22 protein-coding genes and 1 pseudogene are annotated in these 22,558 nt (G+C 63.2%); 6 read left to right on the top strand and 17 right to left on the bottom strand.

What is annotated here, in order from left to right; translation table 11 throughout:
* The first annotated feature begins 147 nt into the window (after positions 1-147).
* Together PLD_RS04010 and PLD_RS04005 are read left to right on the top strand one after the other, a co-directional pair.
* The gene (locus tag PLD_RS04010; RefSeq protein ID WP_159890046.1) at positions 148-1,047 is read left to right on the top strand and encodes a bestrophin family protein; all 900 of its coding nucleotides are present in this window, start codon (positions 148-150) and stop codon (positions 1,045-1,047) included.
* A 74-nt stretch (positions 1,048-1,121) separates the two neighbouring features.
* Complete coding sequence (locus PLD_RS04005; protein ID WP_159890044.1) at positions 1,122-2,177, top strand: lipopolysaccharide assembly protein LapB; 1,056 nt, start codon at positions 1,122-1,124, stop codon at positions 2,175-2,177.
* A gap of 51 nt (positions 2,178-2,228) precedes the next feature.
* On the opposite strand, the gene PLD_RS04000 is transcribed toward PLD_RS04005, so the two are convergent.
* Complete coding sequence (locus PLD_RS04000; protein WP_159890042.1) at positions 2,229-3,014, bottom strand: helix-turn-helix domain-containing protein; 786 nt, start codon at positions 3,012-3,014, stop codon at positions 2,229-2,231.
* Positions 3,015-3,092: 78 nt separating this feature from the next.
* Here PLD_RS04000 and PLD_RS03995 point away from each other — a divergent pair, with 78 nt between their 5' ends.
* Complete coding sequence (locus PLD_RS03995; protein ID WP_159890040.1) at positions 3,093-3,785, top strand: aspartate/glutamate racemase family protein; 693 nt, start codon at positions 3,093-3,095, stop codon at positions 3,783-3,785.
* Positions 3,786-3,939: 154 nt separating this feature from the next.
* Here PLD_RS03995 and PLD_RS03990 read toward each other — a convergent pair whose 3' ends face one another.
* The 12 genes from PLD_RS03990 to PLD_RS03935 form a co-directional block, all read right to left on the bottom strand.
* Positions 3,940-4,458: a GNAT family N-acetyltransferase gene (locus PLD_RS03990; RefSeq protein WP_159890038.1), complete on the bottom strand. Its 519-nt coding sequence runs from the start codon at positions 4,456-4,458 to the stop codon at positions 3,940-3,942.
* A 154-nt stretch (positions 4,459-4,612) separates the two neighbouring features.
* Positions 4,613-5,590 (bottom strand): LysR family transcriptional regulator, encoded by a 978-nt coding sequence (locus tag PLD_RS03985; protein WP_159890036.1) that lies wholly within the window; start codon positions 5,588-5,590, stop codon positions 4,613-4,615.
* Positions 5,591-5,743: 153 nt separating this feature from the next.
* Positions 5,744-6,706, bottom strand: coding sequence for a peptidylprolyl isomerase (locus tag PLD_RS03980; RefSeq protein ID WP_159890034.1), 963 nt, complete (start codon positions 6,704-6,706; stop codon positions 5,744-5,746).
* On the bottom strand, positions 6,703-7,197 hold the full coding sequence (locus PLD_RS03975; protein WP_159890032.1) for a YbjN domain-containing protein: 495 nt from the start codon (positions 7,195-7,197) through the stop codon (positions 6,703-6,705). The genes PLD_RS03980 and PLD_RS03975 overlap by 4 nt, the downstream gene beginning before the upstream one ends.
* A gap of 20 nt (positions 7,198-7,217) precedes the next feature.
* Entirely contained in the window at positions 7,218-7,865 is a 648-nt protein-coding gene (locus tag PLD_RS03970) for a DNA repair protein (RefSeq protein ID WP_159890030.1), read from the bottom strand.
* A 17-nt stretch (positions 7,866-7,882) separates the two neighbouring features.
* Positions 7,883-9,583 (bottom strand): putative porin, encoded by a 1,701-nt coding sequence (locus PLD_RS03965; protein ID WP_159890028.1) that lies wholly within the window; start codon positions 9,581-9,583, stop codon positions 7,883-7,885.
* A 40-nt stretch (positions 9,584-9,623) separates the two neighbouring features.
* Positions 9,624-10,346: an energy transducer TonB gene (locus PLD_RS03960; protein ID WP_159890026.1), complete on the bottom strand. Its 723-nt coding sequence runs from the start codon at positions 10,344-10,346 to the stop codon at positions 9,624-9,626.
* Positions 10,347-10,349: 3 nt separating this feature from the next.
* Positions 10,350-10,775 (bottom strand): biopolymer transporter ExbD, encoded by a 426-nt coding sequence (locus PLD_RS03955; protein ID WP_011061113.1) that lies wholly within the window; start codon positions 10,773-10,775, stop codon positions 10,350-10,352.
* An 11-nt stretch (positions 10,776-10,786) separates the two neighbouring features.
* A complete protein-coding gene (locus tag PLD_RS03950) occupies positions 10,787-12,610 on the bottom strand; it encodes a DUF2341 domain-containing protein (protein WP_159890024.1) in 1,824 nt (607 codons plus the stop codon).
* A 21-nt stretch (positions 12,611-12,631) separates the two neighbouring features.
* Positions 12,632-14,308, bottom strand: a complete 1,677-nt coding sequence (locus PLD_RS03945) for a ShlB/FhaC/HecB family hemolysin secretion/activation protein (protein WP_371928903.1) — start codon at positions 14,306-14,308, stop codon at positions 12,632-12,634.
* 32 nt (positions 14,309-14,340) lie between these two features.
* Positions 14,341-14,943, bottom strand: coding sequence for a transposase (locus PLD_RS03940; protein ID WP_159890830.1), 603 nt, complete (start codon positions 14,941-14,943; stop codon positions 14,341-14,343).
* Positions 14,944-15,377: 434 nt separating this feature from the next.
* Complete coding sequence (locus PLD_RS03935; RefSeq protein WP_159890022.1) at positions 15,378-16,175, bottom strand: hypothetical protein; 798 nt, start codon at positions 16,173-16,175, stop codon at positions 15,378-15,380.
* Between the two features lie 460 nt (positions 16,176-16,635).
* On the opposite strand from PLD_RS03935, the gene PLD_RS03930 reads away from it, so the two are divergent.
* A complete protein-coding gene (locus PLD_RS03930; RefSeq protein ID WP_159890020.1) occupies positions 16,636-16,899 on the top strand; it encodes a short-chain dehydrogenase in 264 nt (87 codons plus the stop codon).
* 552 nt (positions 16,900-17,451) lie between these two features.
* Here the strand turns inward: PLD_RS03930 and PLD_RS03925 are convergent.
* The 3 genes from PLD_RS03925 to PLD_RS03915 are packed head-to-tail and all read right to left on the bottom strand — an operon-like array spanning position 17,452 to position 19,796.
* The gene (locus tag PLD_RS03925) at positions 17,452-17,931 is read right to left on the bottom strand and encodes a YbaK/prolyl-tRNA synthetase associated domain-containing protein (protein WP_159890018.1); all 480 of its coding nucleotides are present in this window, start codon (positions 17,929-17,931) and stop codon (positions 17,452-17,454) included.
* 16 nt (positions 17,932-17,947) lie between these two features.
* Positions 17,948-18,706, bottom strand: coding sequence for a TSUP family transporter (locus PLD_RS03920; RefSeq protein WP_159890016.1), 759 nt, complete (start codon positions 18,704-18,706; stop codon positions 17,948-17,950).
* 4 nt (positions 18,707-18,710) lie between these two features.
* A complete protein-coding gene (locus PLD_RS03915; protein ID WP_159890014.1) occupies positions 18,711-19,796 on the bottom strand; it encodes a TauD/TfdA family dioxygenase in 1,086 nt (361 codons plus the stop codon).
* A 108-nt stretch (positions 19,797-19,904) separates the two neighbouring features.
* Between PLD_RS03915 and PLD_RS03910 the strand changes: the two genes are divergently transcribed.
* Complete coding sequence (locus PLD_RS03910; RefSeq protein ID WP_159890012.1) at positions 19,905-20,837, top strand: LysR family transcriptional regulator; 933 nt, start codon at positions 19,905-19,907, stop codon at positions 20,835-20,837.
* 112 nt (positions 20,838-20,949) lie between these two features.
* A pseudogene (locus tag PLD_RS03905) lies at positions 20,950-21,328 on the top strand (XRE family transcriptional regulator); the annotation flags it as partial.
* Between the two features lie 7 nt (positions 21,329-21,335).
* Here the strand turns inward: PLD_RS03905 and PLD_RS03900 are convergent.
* Positions 21,336-22,504, bottom strand: a protein-coding gene (locus PLD_RS03900; protein ID WP_159890010.1) for an IS3 family transposase whose coding sequence is annotated in 2 segments (ribosomal slippage) — positions 21,336-22,243 and positions 22,243-22,504 — 1,170 coding nt in all. Because the reading frame shifts where the segments join, the coding sequence is not laid out codon by codon here.
* Between the last annotated feature and the right edge of the window lie 54 nt (positions 22,505-22,558).

Here is a 22,558-nt window from a genome sequence, read left to right as displayed (position 1 = left end):
CGCAGCCTCGCCGAAGGCTCGACAGCGGCTACAGGCCATGGGTTGCCGATAGAGGCGCTCGATCACGCAGTCGGCCATAGCGATTGGACAGCCCAACGGCACGCTCCTACTCTTCACACGCCGCGTAGTCGCCCTGGCCTCAAGCCCATGATTGTCCGCCCCAAGCCGAACCTGATCGGCATTCTGTTCGCCCTCAAGGGCTCGATCGCCAAACGCATAGCCTGGCGCTGTGCCCTGGTCACGCTGCTGGCCTCGGCCATCGTTCTGGTGGAAACCCTGCAACCGAGTTACTTCGCCAAGGTCAACGCCACCCCGTTCACCCTGTTGGGGTTGTCATTGTCGATTTTCATGAGCTTTCGCAACAACGCGTGTTATGAGCGCTGGTGGGAGGGCCGTAAACAGCTGGGTCAGTTGATCATTGAAGTGCGCTCGCTGATCCGTGAAAGCCTGATCATCGACATCCCTGCCGAACGCGAAGGCCTGTTGCGCGATCTGTGCGGTTTCGCCCACAGCCTGATCGCCCGTCTGCGCCATGAAGACCAAGCCGCCGCCCTGCGGCCCTGGGCCCAGGCCGACATCGACCCACAGCACCCCAACCCCACCGATGCGCAATTGCAGCGCATCGGCCAGCGCTGTTCGCAGTGGGCGCAACAAGGATTGATCAGCGAATGGCGCTACACCCAATTGGAAACCCGCCTGGTCAGCCTGAGTCTGGTCCAGGCTTCCTGCGAGCGCATCCAGAACACCCCGCTGCCCTTTCCCTACACCCTGCTGCTGCACCGCACCATCTACCTGTTCTGCCTGCTCCTGCCGTTCGCCATGGCCGAACCGCTGGGCTGGCTGGCGCCGATCTTCACCGCTATCGTCAGCTACACCTTCCTCGGCCTCGACGAAATCAGCAACGACCTCGAAGACCCCTTCGGCTACGACGACAACGACCTGGCCTGCAGTGCGCTATTACGCGGGATCGAGCGTGAAGTCCTGGCGGCGCTGGGGCAGCGCCAACTGCCGCCGCTGCTGCAACCCCAGGACTATGTCCTGAGCTGAACCGGGGTTTGACTCAAGCCGGTTCCTGACCGAAGCTTGCGCCTTCCCCAAGTCGCCCGCTTCCGGACTCCTGCATGCCCCCGCCCCGTCGCTACCTGCTGATCAGCCTGTTTCTCGTCATCGCCCTGACCCTGGCCTGGGGCTTTATGCGCAGCAGTGCTCCGGTGGTGCCCGAGGCCATCAGGCACGGCTACCAGCAGGCCCTGGACAAAGCCCGCAAGGGGCTGCCGGGGGCTGCGCGAGTGCTGTATCAGCAACTGGCACGGCCCGACCTCGACGCCCCGCGGCGCATCCGCTTGTTGGCGGTCTTGCCCAACTACCCCAGCCCGCAAGCCCTGAAGCTGGCCGATGCCGACCTCCTTAACCCTTCGGCCGACGTGCGCAAAGCGGCGATCAAAAGCGTGCTCGGCCTGGTGCCAAACGGCCAGCGTAGCCTGCTCATCGGGCCGTTGCTGGAGGACCACGAACAAAGCGTGCGTTTTGCCGCGGTCAACGCTTTGCTGGGGCTGTCACCGGATGATCAAGGCCTGTACTTCGGCCCGTTGCAGCAGGTGATCGATGAATACACCCAAGTGCTCAAGACCCAGGGCGATAACGTCGAGGCCCAGTATCAATTGGCCCGGCTGTACCTGCACAACGCCGACCTGGCCAAAGCCCAACAGACCCTGGAACAGGCCCTGCGCCTGGCACCGGACAACCTGCAAGCCGTGGTATTGCAGATCGAAGTGCTGGATAAACAGGGCCAGAGCGATGCCGCTCGCCAACTGCTGGCCAAGCAACTGCGAGCGCAGCAGGACTCGGCCTACCTGCAACACACCCTGGGGCTCTGGCTACTGCACCATGGCCAGGGCGAATTCGCCTTGCTGGGCCTGTCCCGAGCGGTGGAACTGGAACCCAACAACGCCGCCTACCGCTACGACCTGGCCACCACCTTGCACAGCGAGCAGGAGCAGGAAGCGGCGCAGAAACAACTGCAGGAAATCGTCCAGCGCCAGCCCTACAACCGCAAAGCGCGGGTGCTGTTGATTGCCTACTGGAAAGAAAGTGGCCAGTTACAGAACGTCCAGGTCCTGCTGGCCCAACTGGAACAACAGAATCCCGACGACCCCGCCTTGCAGCAAGGCTTGTAAAACCCCGTCCCAACGGGCTCCTACCATCCTCTAGCCCCGGCGAGGCCGCACCTACGCGCCTGGATGACAAACGCGGGAAAACTGCAGGCGGTATTGGCGCGGGGTCAGGCCGAGGCTTTTGCCCAAGGCGCTGCCTAGATGCGATTGATGGGCAAAGCCGCAATCCTGGGCCACTGCCGCCAGCGGCAGGTCCGTGCGTTCCAGCAAGCGCCGGGCCGCTTGCAGGCGAACTTCGGTGATCCAGGCGTGGGGCGTGATGCCCACGGCGCGGCGAAAGTCTCGCAGCAGGCGCAGCTCGCTGTGGCCATAGGTCAAGGCCAACTGCGCCAGGGACAGGGGCTGGGCGTACTCATCGGTCATTTGTTGCAACACCCGACCCAAGCCTGGCGACGGCACCGAGCTGGCACGGATCACCTGTGTCAGGCCGACAAAGGCCAGGGCGCGCTGTTCCAGGGCCAGTTCATCCGTTGTTGCTGCCAGCAACAGGCGCCGCACCTCGCGGCCCAAGGCCAGGGCACTGGCATGCCCGGGGCTGTGCAGGCGGCGTTGGCCGGTCAGCAACGGTGTGTCGTCTTGCCAGCGCGCCAGCAGATACTCGCCGCCGCTGGCGGATTCGGAAAACACTTCAACGCCTCTGGGCGTCAAAGCCAGGGTGCCGGGCCAGGTGTCGAAATCTTCGCGGCGGTCGGAGTCGATCGCATGCACCCCGCACTGGCGCTCCAAGGTCACGCCCACGGTCTGCCATTGCGCCGGATCACGGGCGCTGTAGGCGACTGCGGGTAACAGTTGCAGGCAGAGCCGGCCATTGAGCAAGCTGCGTTCCAGCACCTGGGGCATGTGAAATTTCCTGATAGATCGTGATTCCGGGCCACGGCAGACTGCAGCCCCTTCACCACTGAATTCGAGGCGTTGTCTATGCGTACCATTGGCCTGATCGGCGGCATGAGCTGGGAGTCCAGCGCCGAATACTATCGCCTGATCAATCAGCAGGTTCGTGATCAATTGGGGTCGCTGCGTTCGGCGCGGTTGCTAATGTACAGCGTCGACTTCGGGCCTGTCGAACGGGCCCAGCACGCCGGGCGCTGGGATCAAGCGGCGCAGATTCTGATCGATGCCGCCCAGCGCCTGCAGGACGGCGGCGCCGAGTGCCTGGTGCTCTGTACCAACACCATGCACAAGGTGGCCGAGCAGATTCAGGCGGCGACCCAGGTGCCCTTCCTGCACATCGCCGACCCCACGGCCCAGGCCGCGCTGACGGCCGGCACCCTGAACGTCGGGCTGCTGGGTACGGCCTTTACCATGGAACAGACCTTCCTTAAGAGCCGCCTGACGCAGCAAGGACTGAACGTACTGGTGCCCGATGAGCAGGAGCGCCAAGCGGTGCACCGGATCATCTATGAGGAGTTGTGCGTGGGGGTCATCAGCGACGCGTCGCGCCGGGTGTACCAGCAGGTGATCGAATCACTCAGGGCCCGCGGCGCCCAGGCCATCATCCTCGGCTGCACGGAAATCGGCCTGTTGCTCAAGCCCGAGCACAGCCCCCTGCCCCTGCTCGACACCACCAAACTGCATGCCCGGGCGGCGGTGGCGTTTGCCCTGGAGTCATAAACCGTAACCGCCGCCGAGCCCGCGAGGCTGCGCCAAGGCCCGCAGGACCTTCAGCGATCCCACGCGCCGCGTCTGCTACGTCGACATGCCGCCCAAGCCGTTCGCAATCTGCGGCAGCGGCGCCAATCTCGACTCCAGGCTGCGGCGCGCTTGCTCAGGCTTGGCAGCGCAAGCGCGCCATGCTCAGCACATCGACATACTTGCCACCGCGCACGGCGTAGTCTCGCAACCGGCCTTCGGTTTCAAAGCCGAACTTCTGGTACAGACCGATGGCCGGCTGGTTGTCGGCATACACCGTCAATTCGACCCGGCGCAGGTTCATCCAGTTATCGGCCACCTCCAGCACCGTCGCCAGCAGACGGCTGCCGACGCCCTGACGCTGCCACGCCGGGGACACGCCCATGGCAACGTCCGCGCAATGGGCACGGCGCACCCGCGTCACCTGGATCAGGCTGCAGCTGCCAATCACCGAGCCCTGGTGCAGCGCCACCAGGGCCACCAGGCCTTCATTTTCCTGACCCAGCCCGACCCGCTTGCGCCACAACTCACGGGACTGATAAGGCAGTTGCAGGGTCTGGGCCGCCACGCTGGGTTCGCTGTACAGCGCGGTCAAACCGTCGATATGGGATTCATTGCAGCGTTCAATAACGATGGAGGCACAAGCGTTGGGCATGTTGCGGTCGTCCGTGATAACCAAGGGACCCCGGAGTGTAAAGCGCCCCTCGCTCGGTGACGAGGGCGCCTGCACTCGCCGCGCCTGGCCAGGGCGGGCTCGACCGTTGCGGCGCCCGACCTTGCAGCAACTGCGCGCCCTGCCCGCGGACCGGTCAGACGAACCAGTCCTCGCGCTCGGCGAAGGCGTGCAAGATCAGCTCCACCAGTTGCTGCACCTCGCCTTCGTGCTGCACCTGGGCATTCACCGCCAGCCAGGCGCGGCGTTGCATGGGTTCGGCGAACAACCCCGGCAAGGCGCTCAGGCCACGGTCGAAATGGCTCATGTACTGCGCCAGCAGACCGATGCAGGCGCTGCAACGGATCATTTCCAGCATCAGTTCATAGGAATGCACGTGCACCACGCCCGCCAGGCGCTGCTGCACCAGGTGGTTCCAGGGGCGGAATGGCTCCACCTCGCGGTCGTGTTGCCACTGCACCAGCATGTAGTCGGTCAGGTCGTCGAGGCTGTCGGGACGCGCGGCGACCCGTGAATAACGCTTGGCGATGTGCGGCAAGTAATCGATTCGCGCCAGGGAGATCGGTTCGCGGGTGGCGAAGCTGGGCCCCGGCAAGGGCGAGTCGTCGGCCGCCAGCCACAGCACCAGATCAGCGCTCAGGGCCTGCAGGGAAAGATCGCTGTCGATGGAGATGATCTCCAGTCGCGCACTGGCGTTGCGTCGCAGCAAGGCGATCAGGTCGCGGCCGAGGATGTCGTGGAGAATGGTTTGCGCCACGGCGACGCGGATCAGCGGTTGCTCGATCACCGGCAGCCGCCGCTGGTGCGCCAGGGCGATCAGTTGCGCTCGCAGTTGCAGGCCTTCGCGGCTCAGGCTCAAGGCGTTGCCCTGAAAACAGAACAGTGAACGACGCAGCTGCTCTTCCAGCAAGACCAACTGTTTGCGCAACAGCGTGGCCTTGATGTTCAAGCTGCGGGCCGCCTGCATGAAGCAACCGCAGCGGGCGCTGACCAGAAAGTACTGCGCGACCTCCGGGTCAATGCCGGCGGCCAGGGCCAGCCAGGCTTCCCGGGGTTCCTGGGGGGCGATGCTGGGCGCGACGCCCTGGAATGAAGCGGGTTCGAGAAATACCATGAGTGACTCCCTGTCGTAGTGATGTGCTTCCTTGGCGTGCGGGCGGCGCCCGTCAGAAGGTCCTCCCTCGCTCGCCAGCCCCTACCCGTATCAATGCGGCGCCTTGCCTTGGCGGGCGCCGGCTCGCCGGCGAAGCAGCCGGTGAGTTCGCCATCAGTCCGGGTGTTTGTCCTCCAGCACCTGGTTGAGCGCGGCTCCGTCGAGGCTCAGGGTGGCGGTGTTGAGCATGCCTTCCAGATAGGCCTTGGCGATCTGCTCCTGGCGCTGGGCACGCAAGGCCTGGGTCAGGCGCTCACGCAGTTCGCCGAGGGTGGCGGTCCGTGCCGGTTGCTGCTCGGTGAGTTTGAGGATGTGAAAACCTGCCTCGCTCTGCACCACCTCGGACACCTCGCCCACCTTCAGCCGGGCCACGACGCTACGTACCGGCGGCAGTAACTGCTGCAGGGGTTGCAGGCCGGTATCTGCGCCACGCAGGGCAGTGTCCGCCTCCTGGGAATACTGCGCCGCCAGGCTGGCAAAATCCCCCGGCGCCGCCTGGGCCTTGCGGCTAAGGTCAACCGCCCGGCGCCGCACCTGCTCGCGGGTTTGGGGATCGGCCACCGTGAGGAAGATCTGACTGACCCGATACAGCGGCGGGGTCATCCACGTCGACTTGCCGCTGTCATAGGCCTGTTGCAGTTCGGCCGGGCTTGGGTAATCCGCCGGCACCTGACTGACCGACTGCAGGTAGTCACGAAACACAATCTGCTCGACGGCGACGCGGGTCTGTTGCTCCACCTCCGGGCGCTGGCGCCAGCCTTGGGCATCGGCCTGTTCCAGCACGGCTTTTTGTGCCAGGCGTGAACGGATCCAGGCCTCCAGCGCCGGGCGATTGCCCCGCAGTTGCGTCCGGGCATCCTCGGGCAGGCTGGCGAACAGCGCCTTGAGTTCCTCGGCCGCCACCTGTTGATTGCCCAGGCGGGCCACCGCCGGGGTTGTCGCCAGCGCCTGTTGCTGCACCTCCGGGGCCGGCTGCTGCGCCGCCACCGGGGCGCTGCCCGGACGCAGGGCCAGCCCCAGTGCCAGGCCGAACAACGTCAGTGCCCCGGCACCGACGACCAGGGTCGGTTTTTTCACAGGCTGGCCACCTCTGCGTCGGGTTGGGGTTCAGCCACCGTGACCTGCTCAGTCTGGGCCTGCAACTGCGCGGCCTGCTGGCTGTATTCGCGCAGGTAGACGATGAACTCCTGCAGCAGCCGGTCCCACAGTTCCAACTGACTGCGCAGGTGCGTCTCGCCGACCCCGGCCACCACCACGTCCATCTCCATCAGCAGGAACTCGCCCTGCAGCGACAACCGGGCGAAGCGCCGCGAGGCGTTCCACACCTGGGCCAGCCCGGCCGGCAGTTCGCCCTGCACCCGCAAGGCGCAGCTGTAGGTGAAATCCACATAGTGGCCAGCGTCGGCCGCCGGGTTACCGAAGCGCACGGCGTAGCCGATGCCCTGGCTGGCGCTGAGCAACTGCACGATGCCGTTCTGCTCGGTCTGGTTGACCCGATAGCCGGCGCCTTGCAGCAGGTCGGTGAGGCTTTCGGTGGTCACGCTGGTAATCAAGGTTGCTTGAGTCATGGTCGTTTCTTCCCTGGTGATCAGTGGGCGCTCGCGGCCCGGGGGGCATCGAACTGGGTCTGGTAAAGCTCATCGCCAAAACCCTGGGCCAATTCCTCGAACTTGACCCGGGCACCGCCGGCGAAGGGCTGGCGGATGCTCATCACCTCAGCCACATCGATCTTTTCGTAGGCGGCGAGGATGTCCTTGGCGATGCCGTACATCTGTTGATTCTTGACCGCGCATTGCTGCACTTGTGTGTCACGCTCAGCCAATTGCACCTGCAACTTGGCCCGTTCGGCCTCTTTGCCCCGAGCCAGCACCAGCAACTCCTCGTAGGCCTTCTTGAACTTGCCCAACTGCTCGTTGCTGGCACTCGCCTGGGCTTGTGCCTGGTTTTGCAGGGCCTGCTGCTGGCCGGCCAGTTGCTCGGCCACGCCGCGGGTCTTGGCCAGCTCGGCGCTCAGTTGCTTGACCTGGGCCTGGGCTTGCTTGGCCACGTTCTCGGCGGCAATCCGCGCCGCCGCGGCCTGGGCCTGCTCGCTTTGCAGCGCCCGCAACTGCTGGGTGGTGCTGCGCAACTGGGTGCGCAGGCGCTCCTCCATGCCTTCGGCACTGGCGCCGGCGCTGGCCAGCACGCCCCAGGTCAGCAACAGGCTGACCGCCCCTGCCCTCACTCGGCTGTTCATAACCTTCCTCCCGATGCTTAGAAGCGCGTGTTGAGTTCAAGCTGCATGACGTCGACTTCGTAACGCGGCCCGTAGACTTCCGAGGCGCTCATGTAGCGGGCCGTGGCGTAGATGTTCTTGTCGATGCCGTAATTGCCGCCGACGAAATAGCCCTTGGCGTTGGTGCCGCCCAGATGGAACGAGGAATCGTTGAAGCCGTCGGGCAAGGCGTCGGGCTGGATGTACTTGTAGCCAGCCAGCAGGTTCCAGTCGCCGGACTTCTTCATCTCCAGGGCGTTGCCCAGGGTGAACTGCACCAGCAGCGCGTTGCCGCCGCTTTCGAACTGGCCGTTGCGGTTGATGTTGTTGACGATCTCGCCCTCGCTGCGCTTGAGCATCTCGCCCTTGTCGTAGGCCAGGTTGCGGATGAAGTTGGTCTGGCTGCGCAGGTGCAAGTCATCTGGCAGCTCGGTGTCCCAGGCCAGGTTCAGGTCGAGCACGTCGAACTTGGAGGCCAGGCCGACGTACTGCGGCTGCGGGGTCAGGCCCGGCGTCGCCGGGTTGGGGGTGATGTCGCGCAGCAGGAACACGCTGTTGCCCTTTTGCATGAAGGCCACCCGCGAGCCGTCGCTGTCACAGCCCGGGGCTCCGGCCCAGGGTGCGCAAGGGCTGGAGCGCTGGCCTTCAATGTCGTCGAAGCGGTAGTAGGCCAAGGCGCCCTTGAGGCTGTTGCTGCGGTTGATCTTCCAGTTGGCGCCGATCTGCCCGCCGAACAGCCACTTGGTGTCGCTTTCGTTTTTGTCGAAGCCGTTGCTGGTGGCGGTGTCGTTGGTGTACTCCACCGGGAACGCGCCGAGGGTGCCGAACAGGCCCCAGTCAGTGTTGAGCTTGTGGTTGAAGATCGCCGCTACGCCGTCGAAGTTCAGGTCGTTGGAATACAGCATGTCGGTTGCATAGAACGGGTTGGCGATCCGCCCGCCGGTCAGGGTCAGGTCCCGGGTGGCCTTCCAGGTCAGGTAGCCCTGGTCGAGCCAGATGTCCTTCTTGCCAAAGCCGCCGCCCAGGGTCTGGGTGGTGGACACCGGGTTGTTGTCCGAGCCGGTGCCGATGCGGATCCCGGCGGTCCATTCCGGCGAGATCACCGCCTTCATCCCCAGGCGTGCCCGCAGGCGGAACAGGTTGTCACGGTCTTCGCGGCTGTTGAGCAGCGGCGGCAGCTTGCTGTTGGTGTCCTTGTTGACGTCGTAGGGGCCGTTGTCGTTGAGCTTGGCGTAGTCGACGATCTCGTTGCTGTTGTTGTCGGCAAAGAACCGCGACTCCTGGCGCAGGCGGATGTCACCGTCAAAGCTGATGCGCGACACCCAGTCCGGAAAGGTGTTGGGCTGGGCCCAGTTTTCCTGCTTGGCGGTCGCCATGACCTCGGCCTTGACCTGATCGCGGATCTGCTCGCGAACGATGGCCGGCACGTATTGCACCCGTACATCCCCTGGCGCGGCAGCGGGGCCCGCGGCCACCGCCATGGCCGCGCTGGCCTGACGGGCCTGCTGGGCCTCTTGTTCGGCCTGGGCAATCAGCGCTTCGGCCTTGGCCTGGGGCAGTACCCCCTGCTGCACCAATAGGCGGATCAGGTTGATCGTGGCGTTCTCCGACGGCGCGGCCGCGGCGGCCGAGGCCTGTCCGGCCAGGGTCAGGGCGACCATGCCGAGCGCCAGGGTCAATCGATTCACGGTGGAAATCATCTGCACACAACTCCTGTAGAAACTGCAAATAAGGGTTTGCTCAATCCGGTCGCCGGCCCTTGAGGGACAAGCGCACCGGCAAGGTCAGGGACGCTGGCATACGTTCTTTCAAGCGAGGCGTGGCCCGCAGCGCCGCCAGCACTTGCTGGTCGGTTTCGGGATTGCCACTGGAGCGGGCCAGCTCAACGCGGCTCACCTGCCCGTCGGCGCCCAGCCACAAGTCCACCTGCAACGCATAGGCCTTGCGGCGCAGCTCCGGGTCTTCGCGCAGCGCCCGTTGAAAAGTCACCGCCAGGTACTGCTTGTAGGTGCCGGTGCCGAGCCCGCCACCGGCGCCGGCCATGCCGCCGCCCTTGCCGGCGCCGACGTTGAAAGCGTCGTTGCCGGACTGGGCCTCGCCGTCCATCTGCATCGGGTTGGCCAGGTCGTCCACCGGCGATGGCGGCGCCTCGTCTTGCGGCTTGACCTCCTCCGGGGTGGGCGTGGGTTCGGGTTCCGGCACCTTCTCCTCCACCGGCTCCGGCTCCTTGGGCGGCTCCTGAGGCGGTGGCGGTTCCGGAAGCGGCGGCAGCGGGATGATGGTCGGCACCTTCGGCGCTTCCCGGCGCACCCCGGCCATGTCGTTGGCCCACTGCCACAGCAGCCAGGCGGCCACGGCGCCCAGCAACAGCCCGGCGCCCCACTTCAATAGGCGCACCGGGCCCGGCTTGTGGCGCACCGGCGCGGGCGGGATCGGCGGCTGAATGGGTTGTTGTGCGGTCATGACTCAGCCCTGGCTCGGTTTGCCGGTGACCAGGCCGACCTGGGACAACTCCAGGCGGCGCAGCAGGTCGAGGACTTCAATGACCTTCTGGTACTGCACCGTGGCGTCGCCACGGACGATGATCGGGAAGTCCGGGTTCTGCGCCTTCTCGATGCGCAGGCGCTCCTCCAGCTCGCCCAGGGTCACCGGGTAGGCGTCGAGGAACACCTGACCGCCGTCGTTCACCGAAATGGCCTTGGTCTTGGCCTCGGACAGCGACACCGAGGCGCTGGCCTTGGGCAGGTGGATCTGGATGCCCGAGACCTGGGCGGTGGCGGTGAGGATGAACATCACCAGCACCACCATCAGCACGTCCACCAGGGGCGTGATGTTGATGCTGTCGACGGCCGCATCGTCTTCGTCGTCATGGGAGGCGTTCACGGAAGCCATGGCTGTTCTCCTCAGGCCGGAACCGACGCGTTGCTGTGATTGACCCGCCAATGGGCGTTCTCGCTGTGCTGGCTCTCGCCATGCAGCTCCGCCAGCCGGGTGATGAATTCGTCGACGAACACCCGCATGTCGGCGCCGACTTCCTTGTTGCGGGTGATCAGGCGGTTGTAGCCAAACAGCGCCGGGATCGCGACGAACAGGCCCATGGCGGTGGCCAGCAGGGCCGCGGCCATGCCCGGGGCGATGGCATTGATGTTGACGTCACCGGCCATGGCGGTGCCGAGGAACACCACCATGATCCCCAGCACCGTGCCCAACAGGCCGATGTAGGGGCCGCCGGCAATGGCGTTGGACAGGGTCGAGAGCTTGGAACTCAGCTGCTGGTTTTCCCGGGTGCGCACCCCGTCCATGGAGCAGCGGATGGCTTCGATGGTGGCCGCCGACACCGAGGAGGTATCGGCGCCTTGCTCGCGGCGGGTGCGGATTTCTTTCACCGCCACCAGGTACAGGCGCCACAGCGAGGAATGCGCCAGGCGAGTGGCCAGGACCTGATCGTCGGCGAACATCTCCAGGCGCGTGCCGACCTTGGCGAACTGTTCGCGAAACAGCACATTGGCGGCGCTGACCCGACCGACCATGCGGTTCTTGCGCAGCATGATCACCCAGGACTGGATCATCATCCCCACCAGCACCAGGATGATCACCCAGGCATCCACCGGCACCGCCTTGAGCAAGAAGCCCAGGCTGCCGAAACCAAAACCCGATTGCTCTTCATCGACGCCGTAGACCACCAGCTTCGATTCGGCGCCTTGGGCGCTGGCATCGGCCAGGATCAGCGCCGCCGGACGCGCCACCTTGGACAGGCGCAGCTCGTCCAGGGCCCCGGTGAACGGCAGGAACTGGCTGGCCTGGGCCTCGACGTCGTCTGCCGCCGGCAGGTCAGCGCCGATCGCCAGCACCGAGTTGAAGGCCGGAATGGCCTGAGCCAGGCTCGCGGTCTCGCGGCCGTTGACGTACAGGGCCAAACGACTGCCCTCGCCGCTCACGGCCAGGTGCTGCCATTGCCCCGGGTTCAGCGGCTGGGTGGAAGCGACACGCTGGCCGTCCACCTCCACAAAAGGCATGCCCTGGTTGACCCCGATCAGCAGGCTGCCGGCACCTTCGCGGCGGGCCAGGATCAGCTGTTCGCCACTGGCCTGATCCAAGCGCACCCAGGCGCTGAAGGTAAAGGCCCCGCCGGCGTTGTGCTGCAGCGACGGGCTGGCCGGCAGCAACAGCGGCTGGCCGTTGAACTGCAAGGCGCGGCCGATGACCCCGTCGATGGCCGCGCCGGTGGCGTTCTGCGCGGTGTTGCCGTAGGCGGTGGTGTCTTTGGCCGGGGTGCCGTTGCTGCCATCGAAGTGGTAGATGGCGGTGTAGCTGGGGTCGAAGGTCAACTGGCCATTGGCGGTGCTCGGAGCCTTCTGGTTGCCGTAGTACATCCAGATGTCCTGGCGCTGGCCGCCTTCGACCTTGGGCACATCGACCCAGATCAGCGCCATGCCCATCAGCGGGTCGAAGCTTTCGATCTGGTGATTGAGCAGGGTCTGGTCATCGGCGGCGACAAAACGCAGGTCGGCGCCGTCCTCCTTGACCCCATCGAAGGTGAAGTTGCCGGTGTGCAGGCGCACCAGCAGCGCGGTGCGGCCCAGGGCCTCGTTGATGGCCGCGCCTTGCGCGGTGGTGTCCACCGAGATCTGCTTGCGGTAATGCCAGTCGTCCTGCCACCAGGCGTGGGCCGTGGCCGGGAGCACGAAGCCCAGGCAGATCAACAGGCTCAGGAATAAGCGTTGCATGGGAAGGGTCTCCGTAAAAAGTCAGAACGTCGCTTGCACGCTGAAGTGCAGGCGCGGGTCGTATTTCTGGGTGTTGGGGCCGTCTTTGAGCGGGTAGCCCCAATCGAGGCTGCCGGACAGCCATTTGCTCAAACTGGCGCGGGTGCCGAGGCCGACGCTGGCCAGGCTGTATTGGTCCTCCTGCTCCGGCAGCGGCTCGTGCAGGGACAGCTGTGCGCCTTCGGCAAAGGCGTAGAAGCGCCACTCCTGCACATAGCTGCCAAGGAACTTGGCCAACGACGGCGTCCGCAGTTCCTGGGAGAACAGGTAGCCCTCATCCCCGGTGCGCTCGGCCGCCAGGTAGCCGCGCACCGAGGTGGCGCCGCCAGCGGAATACTGCTCGTTGGACACCAAGGGCCCCGAGGCCAGCTGGAAGGCGGTCTTGGACGCCGACTGCCAGTCGTTGGCGAAGGTGTAGGTGAAACTCAGGTCACCCTTGAGCACCGAAAAACTGGCACTGGCCTCGTCGCGCTTGTAGTGGAACTCCTCGGCGTCACTGCCGTAGCCGAAGAAGCGCCGGGTGCCGATGATCAGGTTCAGGCCCAGGCCCAGCTGGGATTGTTCGCTATAGCGATAGCCGTTGTAGCCGAAGGTCAGCGGCGCGTACTTGAGCGGGATCTGGTCACTGCTGCGGCCAAAACGCATCTCTTCGTCAAAGTCCTTGAAGTCCACCCCCACCGACAGCGAGTTGGCCCAGTTGCCGGCCGCGGGCAAGCTATAGATCGCCGACACCCCGTAGGAATGGCCCTTGCCCAGCACGTTGCTGCCGCCGATGGTGGCGATGTTGCTGTCGGACTGGTAGCCGGAGAACTGCAGGGCCCAGCGCTCGCTCAGGGGCGCGCTGTAGGAACCGGACCAGACCTTGGCGTTGTCGGTGTCCTGGGGCGCGGTGAAATAAGTCAGGGAAATGCTGTGGCCCAACTGCCAGAGGTTGTCGTAGCCGACGCTGACCACGCTGCGCAGCTTCTCGGTGTCGGCGCTGTAGTCGTTGTTCAGGCCGACGCTGGCGTGCCAGGGGTTCTGATCTTCCACTTGCAGGTCCACGTCCATGGTCCCCGGGCGCTGGCCTTCACGCACCAGCGGCATGACCTGGCGCCCGGCACCGCGATTGAGCCCGGCCAGTTGTTTTTGCACCGTGGCGAAATCCGGCACCTGGCCCTCTTTCAACGCCGGCACCTCTTCGCGAATCTCCACCGGCGAATAATGCTTGGCGCCCACCACCCGTACCCGGCCGACCTTGGTTTCACTGACCTGCAGGTAAACGATGCCGTCCTCGACCTTCTGCTCCGGCAGCTCGACGAACACCGACTGGTAGCCGCGTTCCTGATAGACCTTCTGCAGCGCATCCCGGGCGCCTTCGATATCCGCCAAGGCCTTCTGCGGACCGAGAAACGGATACACCGCCTCCTCGATGGCCCGCGCATCGAGCACCGTATTGCCGCGCACGAAGTATTCGTTGACGTCCACCAAGCGCGGCGCCGCCGTGGCTGCGACCGGCACCGGCTCGCCCTCCTCGGCCTGCACCGCCGGCGCCAGCGCCAGCACCGCCAACCAACCGCACAACGGCCACCAGCGCCCGCCACTGCCGGATCGCCCTGATTTGCCCAGATACTCCACACCGCCCCCTAGAAATCTTAAAATTGGCGCGCCCACGCGCATTGCCGTCGCCGTCTGCCCAGCGTTTGGCCGCTTCAATTGCTGCTGATCGAGGTGTTTTCGTGGCGGGCCAGCCAGGTGTGCAACAGCGCGAAGTTCAGCGAGAACTCGGGCATTTGCAGCAAGGCACCGCAGAACACTTCACCGATGATTTTCTGGATCAGGCGCACCGCCCGCGGATCGTTCAGCAGCGCGCCGATGTCACGACTGAGAACCCCGAAATTCCAGACCTTCTGATTCAGATCCAGGCCGACGAACCAGCGGAACAACAGGTTGTAATTGAGCTGCTCGTACAACTGCTGCTCACTGGGCACCGAATACAGCAGTTGCAACAGCAGGATGTGCACCACCGTGCGCGGCGCAATCAGCAGACCCGGCTCAGCGTTGAGCCCCTGCAACAGATCGCCGTGCTGATCGAGCAACTCATCGATCTGCGGACGCAGCAGCACCAGCGAATGGCCGGCCGGGATATAGCTCGACACCTCCTTCAACGCGCCCTGCCAATCATCCTGGGACACGATCCAGACCCACGGCGCCCCGTATCGATAGACCGACACCGGCTTCTTGCGCGCGGCCTCGACGATCTTCGACAGCCGTTGATCCAGCTCCTGCATGCCCACTTTCGAGTAGCGTTCCATAGTCCCCATAGCCTCACTCCCGGCGTCCCGCCTCGGCTTAAAAAAGTGGCCTGGCGGCCCCCTCAAGCGCGTTACATACCCAAGACGCGCGTGGCCATGTGCTACCGAACTTTTGTCATAAAAGCTTCATTCACAAACCAGCGCTGCCCTGCCGACAAGGCGGCAAACAGCCTGCGGGGACGCGGGGACTTCAAGGGTGCTAGAGGTACGGCGGGAGAGTGCCAAGCAAGGTCCTGCGGACCTTGGCGCAGCCTCGCCGAAGGCTCGGCAGCGGCTACAGGGGGAATGTCGAGGTGTTTTTTGTAGCCGCTGCCGCAGGCTGCGAACGAGCTGGGCGGCACCCCGACGAAGCGGTCGCAGCAGTTCTAAGGGCGCCAGAGCTTCAGAACGCTAGCCCTGACAGACCTCGGAGCGACACCACAAAGAGCGAAACCTCAGGCGTGGCCAAACACCGCCTGGATGTCCTTCAACAACCTGAAGTGGTCGCTGACCGCGTACAGACCGATCGCCGGCTGCAAATGATCGACACGAGGAGCCGGCACGCCACTGGCAATGACCTGAAACTGATTCGCCCGGTCTGGCAGATCCCGCAGCCCGTAAGCCGCATACAGCGAGATACGCTCCACGCCATCGTTATAACGCTGCCCCTTGGCCTGACACCCACGGATGTCTTCCGGCCCGGGCCGCTGGCGCGAGGCGAAATCATAAATCTCGACAATGGGCGCCTCGTGATTACCGACGATGCTTTGCACGTAAATCGCGTAGAACCACTCGCCGATCTGCACCGAAGCCGCATCCCCCGCCCTCCAGAAGGTCTGGTTCTTGCCGGTGGCGGGACGCCGACTCAGCGCTATCGGCGGCGAAACAACCAAGGCTTTAATCGCCTCGCGATGGCAATAAAAAGTGTCGCTCAAAACCACCTTGTCGTTGAGCCGATCGATCGCCTGCAGCGCGGCCTTGGTCAAACCGTCATCCTGAAACCCATGACGGTGCAGCACCACGGCCAGGGTCAGGCGCACCAGATCCTTGTAATGCTCGCTGACCTCATCCCCCGGCGCGTCCAACACACAATTCCAGCGCAACAGCAGCGGAGCGAGCACCCCTGCCGCGAGTGCCTCAGGCGCACTTCTTTTCGCGCCCAGCATCACCCACGCCGTGAGCCGCGCAACGTCATGCACCACTGGATCAACAAGATCACGCGGCAGATAACCCAGTAGTTGTTTGTGATTCAAGATCCAGTGCCTGTGCCGTGGGAGGGGGACGCGAATCTTTGCGCAGATGCAAAAGCCGGGTCAAACGGAGAGCTACAAGACCTCGAGTGCAGCAACGGATATGTACCCCAACCCCCGAGCAAAATTGGCCGGCTCACAGGTCGCCAAGTCCCCCTCCGCAATCCTACAAAGCTTGCAGACGTGTCTGACTTGTCCCCCCAAGACCCAAGGTCCATAGTCCCCACTCGCCCCAATGGCGACCGGGTTTGGCGACCTGGCAACTCACCCACAGGCACTTCCGCTTGCAAGCTTTGCCGAGGACCCTTTATGTTCACGGCGATCTTTCATGGCGGCTGTACGCGGGAGATCCTCGGATCTGCCGATTATTGTGGGATGAGTCGGCTCGCGAACCCGCGTATAGCTGCCACCTATTCGACTGGCGACGACAGGACAGCTCCCTTACCCACAAGCGGAGGTTCCCATGACTCAGCAATACATCCCCATCACCGGCATCGACTGCCTGATTCCCTGCCTCTTTATCGACAAGACCGCCCCCTTGGACGTGCTGCACGCCAACGGCGCCGCACGTTTACTGGCAGTGACTCAACTGCTGGAAAGCCTCTCCCGCACCGAGCTGAAGAATGCCGACGACACCGATCCGCAACAAATATCCAACACTGCGGCGATTCTGCTGCGTGACAGTTGCGACCTGTTGGGTGTCATCGGCTGGCGACTGCAAGCCTGACGCGTTGCGCTCCGCGCTGCTGGGCGGCGCGGTGCATTTCTTATGGGGTCGGGGATATGTTTTTGTACGATCGGTGACCTGAATGAAATTGCCTTGCGCAGCCGTGAAGCGCTCAGTGCTTGGCGGCACTGGCATGCCCAGGAACTGGGTTTTCTTGTCGCGGGCCAAGGCACCTCCCGCGGCAATTGGCGCCAGCATGGCGGTCCAACGTTCACTGAATAGCGAGAAGGTGTCGGCTGCGACTCTGCCACTTTGCAGGTGGACACAGGGCACATCGCTGGCGCTGATGACTTCAGCCTGCTGGTAGATGCCGTCCTGATAGAAGGCCAGCACTGGCTTGCGCTTTGTCAGCAGACCCAGTTTTTGTCTGGGCCTGCACACGTGCAAATCGCCATAGGTAAACAAGCCCCGTGGGTTTCGGTGACCGTGACGACTGCGTCTGCGCTGAGCTTCAGATCGCGTTCAATACTGGCCCGGGCTTCCGGGGTTTCCTAAGGGGTGGCGCATGGGTTCAATAAAGCCGCTTTTTGCGGTGCATGTGAAAACCTCGGCTCAGGCCTGGCTGATGTCCAGCAATCGAGGGCTGGCAATCGCCAGATAATCCTGCGTATCGAGCACCATCGACGCGTCCAGCCGCCCCGCGTTGAAGGCTATTTCTGCGTAGCCTGTGGTCAAGGCCGGATCGACGATCAATTCAATTCGCTCATCGAAGACAAAAGGAGGGATGGCGCCGATCCGGCACCCGGTCAGCGCCATGGCGGTTTCGGCCTTCACCAGCTCGGCTTTTTTCCCGCCCAGGGCCGCTCCGACTTTCTTCATGTCCAGCTTCTGGTCGCCCGGCAGTATCACCAGGGCATAGGGCCCGGCTTGCCCCTTGAGGGAGCACAACATGGCTTTCGCGCCTTGGCCGGGCTCGGTGCCGCGGATTTCGGCGACGCGCGCCGACTGGCCCTCGGCATCGTGCATCAACACCCGGTAGGAGGCTGAGCGGGCATCGAGCAGTGCCACAAGGCGATCGAACATGGGATGCATGCAGGTTTCCTCTGGTTTACACGAGCAGGTCATAGGAGAGTTTGCTGATCAGAATCACCAGCAACACCAGGAACAGCGCCCGGACAAAGGGCACGCCTTTATGAACGGCCAGCCAGGTGCCAGTGAGCGCGCCCAGGATGTTGAATGCCGCCATGGGGATGGCAATCAGGTAGAGCACGTTACCGGTTGGAATGAAGAACATGAGCGCCGCTACGTTGGTCGCGATGTTCACCAGCTTGGCCGATGCCGAGGCATGCAGAAAGTCGAAGGCGAAGCAGCGGATAAACAGGAAGATCAGGAAGCTGCCAGTGCCGGGACCGAACAGACCATCGTAGAAACCGATGGCGCCGCCGATGACAATCGCCAGCAGTTTTTCCTTGGTACCGATGTGCATGGGTTTGTGCAGGGCGCCGAAATCTTTTTTCCAGAAGGTGTAGATCGCCATCAGTACGATCAACACCAGCACCGCCGGCCGAATCATCGACTGGGGCACGAACGACACCGTGGCGGCTCCGAAGAAGGCCATGACAAAGGCCGCGCAGGCGGCGGGGATCACAAGCCCCCAGTTGATCACCACCTTGCGCACGAAGGAGCGGGCCGCGAATGCGGTGCCGCAGGCGGCCGCGACCTTATTGGTCCCCAGCAGCGCCGCTGGTTGAGCGGTGGGGAGCACGTTGAATAGCGCGGGAATCTGGATCAGTCCACCGCCGCCCACCGCCGCGTCGATCAGGCCGGCGGCGAAGGCGAACACACAAAGGATGACAATATCGACCATGAAATCAGGCTCTTCCTATGTAGGGTTGATGAGGGTCCAGCGGCACCACGCGTGCCGGGTCATTGACCCCGAAGACCCGCAACATCCAGCGATCAAGGCCGTCGTAGCGGGGTGTAAAACCATCCCGGGCATGCAGGGTTTGCTGGTTCTTGAAGATCAGCATGTCCCCTGGTTGCAGCAGTATGTGGTGCACGACATCGGGATGATTGGCGGCAGCGGCGAACAGTTGGAGGGCAAACTGCGCATTGGCGCAGGTCGCTTCGACACTCGCTTTGTTGTAGCGGCAATACAGGCGATCGGTCGCGCTTCTGTACAGCAAGGGGACGTTTTCCAGCACATTCCCCTGCTTGCCGAAGGAGGCCGGTCGGCGAACGGTAAAGTTCGGCCGTGACAATTCTTCTTCGACGCAGGCCGGCAAAATGGCCAGCACCTCGTCAATGGCGACGATCCGCGTCGGCACGTCGGGCTCGCAACGCAGGCCGGTCAGAGACAGGTACTCCGGACAAGCCGACAATTGCGCGACGGGTTCGCAGGTCAAAGGCAGATGCGGGTTGTCGACATGCATGTCCAGATCCGCGCGCGAGCCATAGGAGCTCTTTTCGGTCTCGCGCTTGTGCTTGGGCGATACGTGACGGAACACGCTGTCGTTGCTTTCACCCTCGTACGCCAGCGGACGGGTTTGCAGAGTTTGCAGCACGGACAAGATAGCCCCGGCCAGCGTCGACACGTTCTCGATGCCCGGCTCCAGGTCATAGGGCGTGGCGGGCAGTGGCGGGTCCAGCGGCAACCCCCTGACGATCATCGCCACTTCACGGGCCTGTGGAAAATCGCGGAGCTGCTGGATTTTCTCGGTGCTCAGCGCACGTTCCAGCAACAGCCCCAGGACCGGCATGTGGCGGATACCCGAGGCGCTATCGGTCACGTCCAGTGATGCCAAACCGGCCCCAAGCGCGCGTTGTTCTTCGAGCGACAGATGAATTTGCGGTATCTCCCGTCGGGGCGAAGTCGGTGATTTTTTTTCCAACCATTCATGACTGACTTCATCAACACAAGCTGCGGCTTTCCCAATTACTTCATCCAGCTTCGACACGTCCTGCGCTCCTGTTTGCCTCATCCTTGTGGGTTGCAGGGGAAGGTTAACGGAAGGGCCTTTTTTGTGTTGCAATGCCGCGTTGTGAAAAATGCAATGAGGTGGACAGTGGCATTGAATATGTTGGGGGAACTTGAAGCCTTCGCGACCGTGGCTCGCAAGCGCAGCTTCGTCGCCGCGGCACGGACGCTGGGGCGCTCCCCCAGCGCACTGACCCGTGCCGTTCAAGCCCTGGAGGAAAGTGTGGGGCTCAAGTTGTTCAATCGCTCGTCCAATGCCGTGAGCTTGACCGAAGCGGGTGAATGCCTGTTGCCCCACGCCTACAAAATGCTCGACCTGCAACGTGAGGTGGATGAAGACCTGGCCGGTCTCAGCGGCCTGGCCTCCGGCTGGATCCGCTTTTCCGCCCCCGAGTTTCTCGGACACGGGGTACTGCCCCGGTTGATGGCGCAATACTGCGAGCGTTATCCAGAGGTCAACATCGATGTGATTTTCACCGATGAGATCATCGACCCGGCCAAGAGCAAGCTGGACTTCTCGATTCGCGGCGCGTTTCCCCAATCCAGCGACTTGATCGGCGTTGCGCTCTGGAGTTACTCACGTTATCTGTATGCCAGCCCCGACTACCTGGAGCGCAACGGCATGCCCGACTCCATCGAGGCACTGGAGGCGCATTCGCTGATCCTGCATACGGCGCCGCGGATTCTCAAGGAGTGGAATTTTCGCAGTGAGACGCAGGCCATCAGCTTTCGGGTTCACCCAAAATTTCGTTTCAGCTCTGGTCTGGCGGTATTCCAGGCAGCCCTGGCGGGCGTCGGGATCGCCCGCTTGGCGGATTGGATGGCGGAGCCCGAAGTGGAAACGGGGCGCCTGCTCCGGGTTTGTCCTGAGTACAAGCTCACCTCCAGCAGCGGTGAGAGCCCACAGATGCACGCGGTGTACCCGGCCGGAAATTTGCCGCTGCGGGTGAAGGCATTGATGGAGATGATCCGTGGCTTAGGTGAAAGCCTCGAATGTAAACGCGGCTCGGCACCGATATGAGGTTACGGCGGCGTCAACTACACCTGACAGAAGTTTTACGTCAAACGCATCTACACACATGCCGACTACGACCTTGCCAACGCCTGGTATGCAAGAAACCAAGGGGTAAACGATGAGCCAAGCCCGAAACGAACTTCAAACCGTGATCGCAACGCTTGGCGAACTGCACGCGGTACTGGAGCGCCTGCGTGGTGCAGTTTGTGCACGGCATCAAGACTCCCGCCGACTATGAGCGTGCGACCAACCTGCTCGATGAACTCACTGACGGGCGCGAACTGAGCAAGGTCGAAGAGAAAGTTCTTGTCGAACTCGAGGATGAAATCCTGGCCTACCAGCGCCACTCCGAGCAGTTTCGCGAATCGAACGCCGCATTTGAGGCGACCTGCCCCCCCGTGCAGTTGATCAAGGATCTAATGGAAACGCTCGGGCTCACGGGCTCTGACCTCCCTGAAATTGGCGATAAAACAGCGGTGTCCAAGGTACTCAGTGGTGTAGTGGTCAACAATTTCCGGACACTGAATTGAGTTTTTCCTCAACAACCGCTGGCGGCACGAAGCCGTTGTACTGATGTGGCCGTGTCCAGTTGTATCGCTGCATGAGGTATCGGCCGATGTCCTGCTCGGCCAACGCCGTCGTCATGTAGCCCACCGTCGGCACCCACTCGGTTTTCAGGCTACGAAACAGCCGCTCCATTGGCGAGTTGTCGTAGCAGTTTCCCCGTCTGCTCATGCTTTGAGTCATCCGATAGCGCCACAGTCGCCGTCGGAAACTGCGGCTGCCGTATTGGCTTCCCTGATCGCTGTGAAATAGGACGCCCCGTGGTCTGCCACGCATTTCATACGCCCTGTCGAGCGCCTTGATGACCAGATCGGCATCAGGCCTGGAAGACATTGCCCAACCCACCACCCTGCGGCTGTACAAATCCAATACAACGGCCAGGTAATGCCATCGCCCTTGCGCCCAGATGTAGGTGATGTCGCCGCACCAGGCCCTGTTCGGCGCTGCCACGGCGAACTGCCGATCGAGGAGGTTGGGAATGTCAGGACGTTCAACCGTGGCTTTCTTGTAAGCGTGAGAACCGGGCTGCTTGCTGATCAATCCTTGTTCCTTCATCAAGCTTCTGACCTTGAAGCGTCCCACCTCAACGCCCTCGTCGCGAAGCATGGCAACGATACTGCGGCTGCCGGCAGAACTACGGCTTTGGCTGAACAGTTCGTTGATGCGGCTGCGCAGGCTCACCCGGCGAACATCGATACGACGCCGCCGGGCCAAATGGGCGTAATAACAGGATCGGGGCAGCTCGAACACTGAACACAACAGCTGGACGGGATAGTGCTTGGCCAACTGCCGAATCGACTTCAACGTCTGCGCCCGTGTTCCTCGGCCATCAAGAGCGCAGTGGCCTCCTTTAAGATTTTTTTCTCAAGCTCCAGCCGGTTGATGCGGGCCTGAAGCTCCTGAATCGTCTGCTGCTCCGGTGTAAGCGCCTTGGCAGTCGGCGTAACGCCTCCACGTTCCAGTTGCAACTGGGCAACCCAGCGCCGCAATGCGGTCTCACCTACATCGAGGGATTTGGCGGCCTCAGGGCAGCTATAGCCTTGGTCGAGCACCAGGCTGGCAGCCTCACGCTTGAAGGCAGGGGTGAAAGTACGTCGTTGTCTGCTCATTGAACACCTCTGTGTGGCGATCATCTTCGCCTAAAAAGGTGTCCGGAGTTAGTA

The organism is Pseudomonas sp. LD120 (assembly GCF_009861525.1).
In the GTDB taxonomy this organism is placed as follows: domain Bacteria; phylum Pseudomonadota; class Gammaproteobacteria; order Pseudomonadales; family Pseudomonadaceae; genus Aquipseudomonas.
This window is presented reverse-complemented; position numbering and strand designations above follow the sequence as displayed.

What these genes read in the sequence shown, in the direction of transcription:
- PLD_RS03920 (WP_159890016.1), bottom strand. Translation starts at nt 18,706, where the DNA reads ATGGTCGATATTGTCATCCTTTGTGTGTTCGCCTTCGCCGCCGGCCTG.
- PLD_RS03995 (WP_159890040.1), top strand. Translation starts at nt 3,093, where the DNA reads ATGCGTACCATTGGCCTGATCGGCGGCATGAGCTGGGAGTCCAGCGCC.
- PLD_RS03945 (WP_371928903.1), bottom strand. Translation starts at nt 14,308, where the DNA reads ATGCGCGTGGGCGCGCCAATTTTAAGATTTCTAGGGGGCGGTGTGGAG.
- PLD_RS04000 (WP_159890042.1), bottom strand. Translation starts at nt 3,014, where the DNA reads ATGCCCCAGGTGCTGGAACGCAGCTTGCTCAATGGCCGGCTCTGCCTG.
- PLD_RS03975 (WP_159890032.1), bottom strand. Translation starts at nt 7,197, where the DNA reads ATGACTCAAGCAACCTTGATTACCAGCGTGACCACCGAAAGCCTCACC.
- PLD_RS03940 (WP_159890830.1), bottom strand. Translation starts at nt 14,943, where the DNA reads ATGGAACGCTACTCGAAAGTGGGCATGCAGGAGCTGGATCAACGGCTG.
- PLD_RS03950 (WP_159890024.1), bottom strand. Translation starts at nt 12,610, where the DNA reads ATGCAACGCTTATTCCTGAGCCTGTTGATCTGCCTGGGCTTCGTGCTC.
- PLD_RS03985 (WP_159890036.1), bottom strand. Translation starts at nt 5,590, where the DNA reads ATGGTATTTCTCGAACCCGCTTCATTCCAGGGCGTCGCGCCCAGCATC.
- PLD_RS03930 (WP_159890020.1), top strand. Translation starts at nt 16,636, where the DNA reads ATGACTCAGCAATACATCCCCATCACCGGCATCGACTGCCTGATTCCC.
- PLD_RS04005 (WP_159890044.1), top strand. Translation starts at nt 1,122, where the DNA reads ATGCCCCCGCCCCGTCGCTACCTGCTGATCAGCCTGTTTCTCGTCATC.
- PLD_RS03925 (WP_159890018.1), bottom strand. Translation starts at nt 17,931, where the DNA reads ATGCATCCCATGTTCGATCGCCTTGTGGCACTGCTCGATGCCCGCTCA.
- PLD_RS03990 (WP_159890038.1), bottom strand. Translation starts at nt 4,458, where the DNA reads ATGCCCAACGCTTGTGCCTCCATCGTTATTGAACGCTGCAATGAATCC.
- PLD_RS03960 (WP_159890026.1), bottom strand. Translation starts at nt 10,346, where the DNA reads ATGACCGCACAACAACCCATTCAGCCGCCGATCCCGCCCGCGCCGGTG.
- PLD_RS03955 (WP_011061113.1), bottom strand. Translation starts at nt 10,775, where the DNA reads ATGGCTTCCGTGAACGCCTCCCATGACGACGAAGACGATGCGGCCGTC.
- PLD_RS03965 (WP_159890028.1), bottom strand. Translation starts at nt 9,583, where the DNA reads ATGATTTCCACCGTGAATCGATTGACCCTGGCGCTCGGCATGGTCGCC.
- PLD_RS03970 (WP_159890030.1), bottom strand. Translation starts at nt 7,865, where the DNA reads ATGAACAGCCGAGTGAGGGCAGGGGCGGTCAGCCTGTTGCTGACCTGG.
- PLD_RS04010 (WP_159890046.1), top strand. Translation starts at nt 148, where the DNA reads ATGATTGTCCGCCCCAAGCCGAACCTGATCGGCATTCTGTTCGCCCTC.